Below are 11,264 nucleotides of genomic sequence, written 5' to 3' on the forward strand. Positions count from 1 at the left end.
GCGGCGGTCAGCGCGCCGGGCACGCCCGCGAGCCGCTCGCCGACGACGACGACCGCGCCGGGCCGGCGCAGCGCGTCGGCGGCCTCCTCGCCGCCCTGCTCCAGGCCGGTCCGGGAGGCCAGTGCGTCCAGCCACTCCGGTTCGGTCCCGGGGGCCGCGGCCAGCAGGGTGCCGCCGGCCTTGACCAGGCCGCGGGTGGCGAACGGTGCCAGCGCGAACGTCCGCTGCCGGTGCTTGCGGTGGGCCTTTCGCAGCCGCAGGAAGACCCCGGGGGCCTCCTCCTCCGCCTCGATCCCGACGAGCAGGACGGCCGGCGCCGCCTCCAGCGAGGCGTACGTGACTCCCCCGCCGTCGAGGTCGACGCCGCGGCCCGCCACCGTGGCGGCGAGGAAGTCGGCCTCCTCGGTGCTGTGCACGCGGGCGCGGAAGTCGACGTCGTTGGTGTCGAGGACGACCCGGGCGAACTTGGCGTAGGCGTAGGCGTCCTCCACGGGCAGCCGGCCGCCGGCCAGGACCCCGGCACCGGCACCTCCGGTGCGCGCGGCGGTCAGGCCGCGGGCCGCCGCCTCCAGCGCCTCCGGCCAGCTCGCCTCCTGGAGCACCCCGGCCTTGTCACGGACCAGCGGCTTGGTCAGCCGGTCCGGGCGCTGGGCGTAGCGGAAGGCGAACCGCCCCTTGTCGCAGATCCACTCCTCGTTGACCTGCGGGTCCTCCGCCGCCAGCCGGCGCAGCACCTTGCCCCGGCGGTGGTCGGTGCGGGTCGCGCAGCCGCCCGCGCAGTGCTCGCACACGCTCGGGGAGGAGACCAGGTCGAAGGGGCGGGAGCGGAAGCGGTAGGCGGCCGAGGTCAGGGCGCCCACCGGGCAGATCTGGATGGTGTTGCCGGAGAAGTACGACTCGAAGGGGTCGCCCTCGCCGGTGCCCACCTGCTGCAGCGCGCCGCGCTCCAGCAGCTCGATCATCGGGTCGCCCGCCACCTGGTTGGAGAAGCGGGTGCAGCGCGCGCACAGCACGCACCGCTCGCGGTCCAGCAGGACCTGCGCCGAGATCTGCACCGGCTTCTCGTAGGTGCGCTTCCTGCCCTCGAAGCGGGACTCGGCGTTGCCGTGGGACATCGCCTGGTTCTGCAGCGGGCACTCGCCGCCCTTGTCGCAGACCGGGCAGTCCAGCGGGTGGTTGATGAGCAGCAGCTCCATCACCCCGCGCTGGGCCTTGTCGGCGACCTGCGAGGTGAGCTGGGTCTTGACCACCATCCCGTCGGTGCAGGTGATGGTGCAGGACGCCATCGGCTTGCGCTGGCCCTCCACCTCGACGATGCACTGCCGGCAGGCGCCGGCCGGGTCGAGCAGCGGGTGGTCGCAGAACCGGGGGATCTCGACGCCGATCTGCTCGGCCGCCCGGATGACGAGGGTGCCCTTGGGCACCGACAGTTCGACGCCGTCGATGGTCAGGGTGACCAGGTCCTCGGGCGGCGGGGCCGCCTCGCCGCCCCCGGCGGGCGCGTTCGTGGCGACGGTCATGCGTTCACCTCCGTGTCGGCCCAGAGGGTCGACTTCCTGGGGTCGAAGGGGCAGCCCTTGCCCGTGATGTGCTGCTCGTACTCCTCGCGGAAGTACTTCAGCGAGGAGAAGATGGGGCTGGCCGCGCCGTCGCCGAGCGCGCAGAAGGACTTGCCGTTGATGTTGTCGGCGATGTCGTTCAGCTTGTCGAGGTCGGACATGACGCCCTTGCCGGCCTCGATGTCGCGCATCAGCTGGACCAGCCAGTACGTGCCTTCGCGGCACGGCGTGCACTTGCCGCAGGACTCGTGGGCGTAGAACTCGGTCCACCGGGTCACGGCCCGCACCACGCACGTGGTCTCGTCGAAGCACTGCAGGGCCTTGGTGCCCAGCATCGAGCCGGCCGCGCCCACGCCCTCGTAGTCCAGCGGTACGTCGAGGTGCTCGTCGGTGAACATGGGGGTGGAGGAGCCGCCCGGGGTCCAGAACTTCAGCCGGTGGCCCGGGCGCATGCCGCCGCTCATGTCGAGCAGCTGGCGCAGGGTGATGCCGAGCGGGGCCTCGTACTGGCCGGGATTGGCGACGTGCCCGGAGAGCGAGTAGAGGGTGAAGCCGGGGGACTTCTCCGTCCCCATCGACTTGAACCAGTCCTTGCCCCGGTTCAGGATCGCGGGAACCGACGCGATCGACTCGACGTTGTTCACCACAGTGGGGCAGGCGTAGAGGCCTTCGACCGCGGGGAAGGGGGGACGCAGCCGGGGCTGTCCGCGCCGGCCTTCGAGGGAGTCGAGGAGGGCGGTCTCCTCACCGCAGATGTAGGCGCCGGCGCCGGCGTGCACGGTGAGGTCGAGGTCGAGCCCGCTGCCGAGGATGTCCTTGCCGAGGTAGCCGGCCTCGTACGCCTCGCGCACCGCCTCGTGCAGGCGGCGCAGCACCGGCACGACCTCGCCGCGCAGGTAGATGAAGGCGTGCTGCGAGCGGATGGCGTAGCAGGCGATGACGATGCCTTCGATGAGGGAGTGCGGGTTGGCGAAGAGGAGGGGGATGTCCTTGCAGGTGCCCGGCTCGGACTCGTCGGCGTTGACGACGAGGTAGTGCGGCTTGTTGTCGCCCTGCGGGATGAACTGCCACTTCATTCCGGTGGGGAAGCCCGCGCCGCCGCGGCCGCGCAGGCCCGAGTCCTTGACGTAGGCGATGAGGTCGTCCGGCGACATCGCGAGCGCCTTGCGCAGGCCCTCGTAGCCCTCGTGCCGCCGGTAGGTCTCCAGCGTCCACGAGCGGGGTTCGTCCCAGAACGCCGAGAGCACGGGAGCCAGGAGCTTGTCCGGGCTCGTGCCTCCGCCGGCCTCCGGCCGGGGGGTGCCGCCGTGGCTTCCCTGTGGAGTCGACACGGTCATCACTCCCCTCCCTCGGTGCCGGTCTCACCGCGCGGGTGGACGATCGACGCCTGCGGGGTCTCGCCGCGCGCGATGCGCAGGCCCACCAGGGAGGCGGGGCCGGCGCCGCCGCTCGCCTCGACCGCGCCGGGGCGCTCGTCGGGGAAGCCGGCCAGGATGCGGGCGGTCTCCTTGAAGGTGCACAGCGGTGCGCCCCGGGTCGGCTCGACCGGGCGCCCGGCCCGCAGGTCGTCGACGAGGTCCTTGGCGGACTCGGGGGTCTGGTTGTCGAAGAACTCCCAGTTGACCATCACCACGGGGGCGAAGTCGCAGGCCGCGTTGCACTCGATGTGCTCCAGCGTGACCTTGCCGTCGGGGGTGGTCTCGTTGTTGCCGACGCCGAGGTGCTCCTTGAGCTCCTCGAAGATGGCGTCGCCGCCCATCACCGCGCACAGGGTGTTCGTGCAGACGCCCACCTGGTAGTCGCCCGAGGGCCGCCGCCGGTACATCGTGTAGAAGGTGGCGACGGCGGTGACCTCGGCGGTGGTCAGGCCCAGCACCTCGGCGCAGAAGCGCATGCCGGTGCGGGTGACGTGACCTTCCTCCGCCTGCACCAGGTGCAGCAGCGGCAGCAGCGCGGACCGGCTGTCGGGGTAGCGGGCGACGACCTCCTTCGCGTCCGCCTCCAGCCGGGCGCGGACCTCCGCCGGGAAGTCCGGGGCCGGGAGCTGCGGCATGCCGAGCGGGACACGGGGTTCGGGGGTCTCCCCCCGAGCAGGCACGGTTGTCATCGGTCGACGCCTCCCATCACGGGGTCGATGGAGGCGACGGCGACGATGACGTCGGCGACCTGGCCGCCCTCGCACATCGCGGCCATGGCCTGCAGGTTGGTGAAGGACGGGTCGCGGAAGTGGACCCGGTAGGGACGGGTGCCGCCGTCGGAGACGACGTGGACGCCGAGCTCGCCCTTGGGGGACTCGACGGCCGCGTAGGCCTGGCCGACCGGCACCCGGAAGCCCTCGGTCACCAGCTTGAAGTGGTGGATGAGGGCCTCCATGGAGGTGCCCATGATGTTCCTGATGTGGTCGAGGGAGTTGCCGAGGCCGTCGGGGCCCATGGCGAGCTGCGCCGGCCAGGCGATCTTCTTGTCGGCGACCATGACCGGGCCGGGCGCCAGCCGGTCCAGGCACTGCTCGATGATCCGGACGCTCTGGCGCATCTCCTCCAGGCGGATCAGGAAGCGCCCGTAGGAGTCGCAGGTCTCGGCGGTCGGCACGTCGAACTCGTACGTCTCGTAGCCGCAGTACGGGTCGGACTTGCGCAGGTCGTGCGGCAGGCCGGCGGAGCGCAGGATGGGGCCGGTGGCGCCCAGGGCCATGCAGCCGGCCAGGTCCAGGTAGCCCACGTCCTGCATACGGGCCTTGAAGATCGGGTTGCCGGTGGCGAGCTTGTCGTACTCCGGCAGGTTCCTCTTGAAGGTCTTCACGAACTCGCGGAGCTTCTCCACGGCGCCCGGGGGCAGGTCCTGGGCGAGGCCGCCGGGGCGGACGTACGCGTGGTTCATGCGCAGGCCGGTGATCATCTCGTAGATGTCGAGGATCAGTTCGCGGTCGCGGAAGCCGTAGATCATGATCGTGGTCGCGCCCAGCTCCATGCCGCCGGTGGCGATGCACACCAGGTGCGAGGAGAGCCGGTTGAGCTCCATCATCAGGACGCGGATGACGGTGGCTCGGTCGGGGATCTGGTCGGTGATGCCGAGCAGCTTCTCCACGCCCAGGCAGTACGCCGTCTCGTTGAAGAACGGCGTCAGGTAGTCCATGCGCGTCACGAAGGTGGTGCCCTGCGTCCAGTTCCGGAATTCGAGGTTCTTCTCGATGCCGGTGTGCAGGTAGCCGATGCCGCAGCGGGCCTCGGTGACCGTCTCGCCCTCGATCTCCAGGATCAGCCGGAGCACTCCGTGGGTGGACGGGTGCTGGGGGCCCATGTTGACGACGATCCGCTCGTCGTCCGCCTTGGCCGCGGACCGGACGATCTCGTCCCAGTCCCCGCCGGTGATGGTGTAGACGGTGCCCTCGGTCGTCTCCCGGGAGGCCGCCTCGTGGTTCGGGGTGGTGGACATCAGCTGTACGACCTCCGCTGGTCGGGAGCCGGGATCTGGGCGCCCTTGTACTCGACGGGAATGCCGCCGAGCGGGTAGTCCTTGCGCTGCGGGAAGCCCTGCCAGTCGTCCGGCATCATGATCCGGGTGAGGGCCGGGTGGCCGTCGAAGACCAGGCCGAAGAAGTCGTACGCCTCCCGCTCGTGCCAGTCGTTGGTCGGGTAGACGGAGACCAGCGAGGGGATGTGCGGGTCGGCGTCCGGGGCCGCGACCTCCAGCCGGATCAGCCGCCCGTGGGTGATCGAGCGCAGGTGGTAGACGGCGTGCAGCTCCCGGCCCTTGTCGTGGGGGAAGTGCACTCCGCAGACGCCCGTGCACAGCTCGAAGCGCAGGGCCGGGTCGTCGCGCAGGGTGCGGGCGACGCGGACGAGGTGCTCGCGGGCGATGTGGAAGGTGATCTCGCCCCGGTCGACGACGGTCTTCTCGATCGCGTTGGCGGGGAGGAGCCCCTGCTCCTCCAGGGCGCCTTCGAGCTCGTCGGCGACCTCGTCGAAGTACGAACCGTACGGCCGGGCGGAGGCGCCGGGCAGGACCAGCGGGCGGACCAGGCCGCCGTAGCCGCTGGTGTCGCCGCCCTTCTCGGCGCCGAACATGCCCTTGCGGACGCCGATGACCTCGGCGCCGGAGCCGCCCCGCGGGGCGGGGACGTCGGTGCCGTTGCCGGCGTTCTCCGGGGTTCCGTTGCCTGCGTTCTCCGGCGTTCCGTCGCCTGCGTTCTCCGGGGTGCCGTTCCCCGGCTTCTGGGTCTCGCTCACCGGAGCAGCCCCTTCATCTCGATGGTGGGGAGGGCCTTGAGGGCCGCCTCCTCCGCCTCGCGGGCCGCCTCTTCCCGGTTCACGCCGAGCTTGGAGGACTGGATCTTCTGGTGGAGCTTGAGGATCGCGTCCATCAGCATCTCGGGGCGGGGCGGGCAGCCGGGCAGGTAGATGTCCACCGGGACGACGTGGTCGACGCCCTGGACGATCGCGTAGTTGTTGAACATGCCGCCCGAGGAGGCGCACACGCCCATCGAGATGACCCACTTCGGCTCGGGCATCTGGTCGTAGACCTGGCGCAGCACCGGCGCCATCTTCTGGCTGACCCGGCCGGCGACGATCATCAGGTCCGCCTGGCGCGGTGAGCCGCGGAAGACCTCCATGCCGAAGCGCGCGAGGTCGTAGCGGCCGGCACCGGTCGTCATCATCTCGATGGCGCAGCAGGCCAGGCCGAAGGTGGCGGGGAAGACGGATGACTTGCGCACCCAGCCCGCGGCCTGTTCGACGGTGGTCAGCAGGAAGCCGCTCGGCAGCTTCTCTTCCAGTCCCATGGAAAACTCAGCCCCTCAGTCCCATTCCAGGCCGCCGCGCCGCCATACGTACGCGTAGGCGACGAAGACGGTGAGCACGAAGAGCAGCATCTCGACGAGCCCGAAGATCCCCAGGGCGTCGAACGTGACGGCCCAGGGGTAGAGGAAGACGATCTCGATGTCGAAGACGATGAAGAGCATCGCCGTCAGGTAGTACTTGATGGGGAAGCGGCCGCCGCCCGCCGGGTGCGGGGTCGGTTCGATGCCGCACTCGTAGGCTTCGAGCTTCGCCCGGTTGTACCGCTTGGGGCCGATCAGCGTGGCCATGACCACGGAGAAGATCGCAAACCCTGCCCCGAGGGCGCCGAGCACGAGGATGGGCGCGTAGGCATTCACGCTCCTCGCTCCTTCCAGTCGTCCTTGACCGTTGGACCGCTGCGCCGGAGTGCATCCCGCCCCGCGAAGATCGCGCACATGTGAGGCAGTTCACAAGCCGGACTGCTGCGCATCCTATGCCCGCCGGTCTGTGATCTGCGACACGGGTAACAACAACGAGTTTGTGATCTCCACCACCTGACGAACGATCATGAAGTCCGATGAGTGGTGATCTACGTACGCGAAGCATCCGCATGATCACCAAAGGTGACATCCAGGTCCGTTACCCCTGGTAGGGGGCGTCTCGCACTATCAAACGATGGCACGTGCAGGCAAATTTGTTTCCAGTCTAATGCGCGTGATATGGACATCCGCCTCACCCGGGCGAGGGAGGGCGCCGGGACGGCGGTGGACGCGTGCATCCGTTCACGAGCTCGTCGGGGGGTGCCGAGGGGGGCTCGGGTGGGCGTCGGAGGGGAGCCGAGGGAGGTGTGCCGAGGGGGCGTCGGCGGGCGCCGAGGGGAGTGTCGACAGGGCGCCGAGGGAGGTGCCGGCGGAGGCGCCGAGGGGGCGTCGGGAGGCGTGATGGTCGCCAGGGAAGATCACGGCCCGGCCACGGCGGCGCCACAGCGGGCTCACGGCAGGCTCACGGCGGCATCACAGCGCCGACACGGCGCCGACACGGCGAGACGATTCTGTGACCTGCACCACACCCCGGACGGGCCCCGGAAAGCGGGCTTGGCCATCTGTGCGGGGTGATGGTAAGCCCCGGCCAAAACGGACTTAATTCGGAAAGTCCGTGATCACAGCCCTGCGGAGGGGTGTCCGATTCGCCCGTTACGGCGTCAATAAAGTCTGCGGCGTGTCCGATTGGCGCCGCTCCGGCCCAACTGTGGCGCAGACCACGTTTCTTGAAGCGAACCCCGGCACCCTGATAGCGGTTGACCCATGTCCCACTCCGCTCACATACCCAGCCACCGGAAGCCCCGTCGCAGCGCCTCGAAGCTCGCGGTCCGCGCCGGAGTTGCCGGTGGCGTTCTCAGCACCCTGGCGATGGCCGGCACGGCGAGCGCAACCCCCGCTGCCGAGCCCGTGACCGAGACCCTCGAGATGCCGGTCCTGGACCTGGACCTGAGCTCCGAGGTCTCCTCCGCCGTCACCAAGGCCGCGGACAACTCCCGCGCGGCTGCCCTGCAGGGTGAGCTCAACACCCTGGAGGAGAGCGCCCGCACGGGCGCCGCCGCCGAGGCCAAGAAGGCCAAGGAGGACGCCCAGAAGAAGGCCGACGCCGAGAAGAAGGCGAAGGAGGAGGCCGACCGCCTGGAGACCGCCACGCGCGCCTCCCGCGACTCGGGCCGCACCTCGCTGTCCGGCTCCTCCGGCACGGGCTCCGGCTCCACCGCCTCCACGCCCAGCTCCGTGAAGGCCCCGGCGACCGGCTCCGCCGCCGCCATCCTGAACTTCGCCCGCGCGCAGGTCGGCAAGGCCTACGTCCTCGGCGGTACCGGCCCCGGCTCGTGGGACTGCTCCGGCCTGGTGCAGGCCGCGTACCGCCAGGCCGGCATCACCCTGCCGCGCACCTCGGGCCCGCAGTCCTCGTTCGGCACCTCGGTGTCGCTGAGCTCCCTGCAGCCGGGTGACATCCTGTACTGGGGCAGCAAGGGCAGCGCCTACCACGTCGCCATCTACTCCGGCGGCGGCAAGTTCATCGGCGCGCAGAACCCCAGCACCGGCGTCGTCGAGCGCTCCCTGAGCTACGACCCGCCCACGGGCGCCGTCCGCGTGCTCTGATCCGGCCGATCCGGCCGATGGTCCACGAAGGGCCGGTACTCCCCCGCTCGGGGGTGGAGTACCGGCCCTTCGCCGTGCCCGGCCGCAGGCCCTACCATCCTGAGGGAAGGGGTGGGCACATGGACATACCGGACTCGGCGCCCGGCCGGGGCCCGTACGGGGACGCGCGCGGGGATTCGTACGGGGACCCGCACTCGGACCCGGACTCGTACGAGGTCTACGCCGAGGGGGTCGGGCTCTTCGCCGCGCTCGGGCTCGGCTTCCTCGCCTTCGGCGGCTGGCTGCTGACGACCACCCGCCCGTGGTCCCGCGGGTTCGACCTGGAGATGCTGCTGGGCGGCTGGGGCATGTCCCTGCTCGCCCTGCTCTGCGGCCTCGTACTGACCGCGGGCTGCGTCCTGGCCGCCCTGCGCCCCCTGGTCCGCGCCGACGCCTCCGGTCTGCACCTGGCGGACCGTTTCCACGCCGCCTGGCGCGACATACGCGAGGTCGAGATCGGCACCGTCGAGCTGCGGCGGGACGGCCGGGAGCCCGGCGCCGGGACCGCCGGGAATGCCAAGAACACCGGGAACGCCCGGAACGCCCGGAACACCGGATACGCGCAGCACCGGGCCCTGTGGGTGACCCTGCGCGACGGACGCCGCCACGAGTACGTCACCCACCGGCCCGGCGAGATCCTCGTCGGCGAGGAACTGCGCGACGGCCTCTGCCTGTTCGCCGGCGACGTCCCGGTCAGCTGGTCCGAGGCGGTGGTCCGCCGGCCCCGGCGCAGGAAGGCCTGCCGAGGCGGCTGACCGAGGGGGCTGAAATGACGGGGGCGGCTCAGGCGCGCGGGGCCATCTTGGACAGCCCGTTGATGATGCGGTCCATCGCGTCGCCGCCCGTCGGGTCGGTCAGGTTGGCCAGCATCTTCAGCGTGAACCGCATGAGCACCGGGTGGGTCAGGCCGCGCTGGGTCGCGATCTTCATGACCTTCGGGTTGCCGATCAGCTTCACGAAGGCGCGGCCGAGCGAGTAGTAGCCGCCGTAGGTCTCCTTGAGCACCTTCGGGTAGCTGTGCAGGGCCAGCTCGCGCTGCGCCGGGGTGGCCCGGGCGTGCGCCTGGACGACGACGTCGGCGGCGATCTTGCCGGACTCCATCGCGTAGGCGATGCCCTCGCCGTTGAACGGGTTGACGAGCCCGCCCGCGTCACCGACGAGCAGCAGGCCCTTGGTGTAGTGCGGCTGCCGGTTGAAGGCCATCGGCAGGGCCGCGCCGCGGATCGGCTGCGTCATGTTCTCGGGGGTGTAGCCCCAGTCCTCGGGCATGGACGCGCACCACGCCTTGAGCACCTCGCGCCAGTCCAGCTCGCGGAAGGCGGAGGAGGAGTTGAGGATGCCGAGGCCCACGTTGGACGTGCCGTCGCCCATGCCGAAGATCCAGCCGTAGCCGGGCAGCAGCCGGTCCTGCGGGCCGCGCCGGTCCCACAGCTCCAGCCAGGACTCCAGGTAGTCGTCGTCGTGCCGGGGGGAGGTGAAGTAGGTCCGCACGGCCACGCCCATCGGGCGGTCCTCGCGCCGGTGCAGGCCCATGGCCAGCGACAGGCGGGAGGAGTTGCCGTCGGCGGCGACCACCAAGGGGGCGTGGAAGGTGACCGGGGTCTTCTCCTCGCCGAGCTTGGCGTGCACGCCCGTGATGTGCCCGGTGCGGGCGTCGCGGATCGGCTCGCCGACGTTGCAGCGCTCGTGCAGCCGGGCGCCGGCCTTCTGCGCCTGCCGGGCGAGGGTCTCGTCGAAGTCGTCGCGCTTGCGCACGAGTCCGTAGTCGGGGAAGGAGGCCAGCTCGGGCCAGTCCAGCTGGAGCCGCTGTCCGCCGCCGATGATGCGCAGGCCCTTGTTGCGCAGCCAGCCGGCCTCTTCGGAGATGTCGATCCCCATCGCCACCAGCTGCTTGGTCGCCCGCGGGGTCAGCCCGTCGCCGCACACCTTCTCGCGCGGGAACGCCGTCTTCTCCAGCAGCAGCACGTCCAGACCGGCCTTGGCCAGGTAGTAGGCGGTGGTGGAGCCGGCGGGTCCGGCCCCGACGACGATCACGTCCGCGGTGTGTTCGGAGAGCGGCTCGGTCACTGCGGGGTCTCCCGACGGCTCGATAAGGGGTGCCCAATCGGCACCGGACGTGTGCAGTCTATGCAGCGAGAGAGATCGCGAACCGAAGGGCCACCTGATGACAAGCTCGCCGACCTCGCCGACCCGGCCGCTGCCCGACGTGCGGCTGCGGGTGCCCACGCACGAGGACGCCCATGACTGGCACCGGGTCTTCGACGACCCCGACGTCATGGAGTTCCTGGGCGGGCCCGCCGAGCTCTCGGCGTACGTCGAACTCACCGCGCGCCAGCGGATGCACGACGCCCAGCTGGGCTACTGCCTGTGGACGCTCCTCGGCCCGGACGGCGAGGTGGCCGGCTTCGCCGGCGCCCAGCCGTGGCCGGAGACCAAGCCCTGGGGCCCGGTCGGCGAGACGGAGATCGGCTGGCGCCTGGGCCGCGCCCACTGGGGCAAGGGCTACGCGTACGCCGCCGCCCTGGCCACCCTGGACCGGGTCCGCCAGTCGGGCCTGAGCCGCGTCGTAGCGATGATCGACGCCCGCAACACCCGCTCGGCGGCGGTGGCGGAACGCCTCGGCATGACCCTGACCCACGAACTCACCAACCCGACGGGCAACCCGAGCCGCCGCTACGTGCTGGACCTCTAGTACCAACGCCGCTCACTTGGGGCTGGGGCTGTTCGTCAAGGCCGGACGG

The 11,264-nt window shown here is 70.9% G+C and carries 11 protein-coding genes; 3 read left to right on the forward strand and 8 right to left on the reverse strand.

The genetic code is table 11. The annotated features are described in order from the left end of the window. From GPJ59_RS12035 to GPJ59_RS12065, 7 genes are all read right to left on the reverse strand, one after another. The coding region (locus tag GPJ59_RS12035) for an NADH-quinone oxidoreductase subunit G (protein ID WP_219667021.1) at positions 1-1,520 on the reverse strand (1,520 nt) is incomplete at its 3' end. Next, entirely contained in the window at positions 1,517-2,896 is a 1,380-nt protein-coding gene (gene nuoF / locus GPJ59_RS12040; protein ID WP_219667024.1) for an NADH-quinone oxidoreductase subunit NuoF, read from the reverse strand. The genes nuoF and GPJ59_RS12035, both read right to left, overlap by 4 nt. Beyond that, positions 2,896-3,666, reverse strand: coding sequence for an NADH-quinone oxidoreductase subunit NuoE (gene nuoE / locus GPJ59_RS12045; protein WP_258024268.1), 771 nt, complete (start codon positions 3,664-3,666; stop codon positions 2,896-2,898). The genes nuoF and nuoE overlap by 1 nt, the downstream gene beginning before the upstream one ends. After that, the gene (locus GPJ59_RS12050; protein ID WP_219667025.1) at positions 3,663-4,994 is read right to left on the reverse strand and encodes an NADH-quinone oxidoreductase subunit D; all 1,332 of its coding nucleotides are present in this window, start codon (positions 4,992-4,994) and stop codon (positions 3,663-3,665) included. Before GPJ59_RS12050 ends, nuoE begins: the two co-directional genes overlap by 4 nt. After that, positions 4,994-5,788 carry an NADH-quinone oxidoreductase subunit C gene (locus tag GPJ59_RS12055; protein ID WP_219667027.1) on the reverse strand — a complete coding sequence of 265 codons (795 nt, stop codon included), beginning with the start codon at positions 5,786-5,788 and terminating at the stop codon, positions 4,994-4,996. Before GPJ59_RS12055 ends, GPJ59_RS12050 begins: the two co-directional genes overlap by 1 nt. Further along, positions 5,785-6,339 (reverse strand): NuoB/complex I 20 kDa subunit family protein, encoded by a 555-nt coding sequence (locus tag GPJ59_RS12060; RefSeq protein WP_219667029.1) that lies wholly within the window; start codon positions 6,337-6,339, stop codon positions 5,785-5,787. The genes GPJ59_RS12055 and GPJ59_RS12060 overlap by 4 nt, the downstream gene beginning before the upstream one ends. A gap of 15 nt (positions 6,340-6,354) precedes the next feature. Beyond that, complete coding sequence (locus GPJ59_RS12065) at positions 6,355-6,714, reverse strand: NADH-quinone oxidoreductase subunit A (protein WP_219667031.1); 360 nt, start codon at positions 6,712-6,714, stop codon at positions 6,355-6,357. A gap of 927 nt (positions 6,715-7,641) precedes the next feature. Between GPJ59_RS12065 and GPJ59_RS12070 the strand changes: the two genes are divergently transcribed. Continuing rightward, positions 7,642-8,484, forward strand: a complete 843-nt coding sequence (locus GPJ59_RS12070) for a C40 family peptidase (protein WP_219667032.1) — start codon at positions 7,642-7,644, stop codon at positions 8,482-8,484. Positions 8,485-8,603: 119 nt separating this feature from the next. Beyond that, positions 8,604-9,278 (forward strand): hypothetical protein, encoded by a 675-nt coding sequence (locus GPJ59_RS12075; protein ID WP_219667034.1) that lies wholly within the window; start codon positions 8,604-8,606, stop codon positions 9,276-9,278. Between the two features lie 28 nt (positions 9,279-9,306). Here the strand turns inward: GPJ59_RS12075 and GPJ59_RS12080 are convergent, their stop codons facing one another. Next, positions 9,307-10,590, reverse strand: a complete 1,284-nt coding sequence (locus GPJ59_RS12080) for a geranylgeranyl reductase family protein (protein WP_219667036.1) — start codon at positions 10,588-10,590, stop codon at positions 9,307-9,309. 97 nt (positions 10,591-10,687) lie between these two features. On the opposite strand from GPJ59_RS12080, the gene GPJ59_RS12085 reads away from it, so the two are divergent. Next, positions 10,688-11,215 carry a GNAT family N-acetyltransferase gene (locus GPJ59_RS12085; protein WP_219667037.1) on the forward strand — a complete coding sequence of 176 codons (528 nt, stop codon included), beginning with the start codon at positions 10,688-10,690 and terminating at the stop codon, positions 11,213-11,215. The last annotated feature ends 49 nt before the right edge of the window (positions 11,216-11,264 follow it).

It is taken from the genome of Streptomyces bambusae, from assembly GCF_019400985.1.
Lineage (GTDB): Bacteria > Actinomycetota > Actinomycetes > Streptomycetales > Streptomycetaceae > Streptomyces > Streptomyces bambusae_A.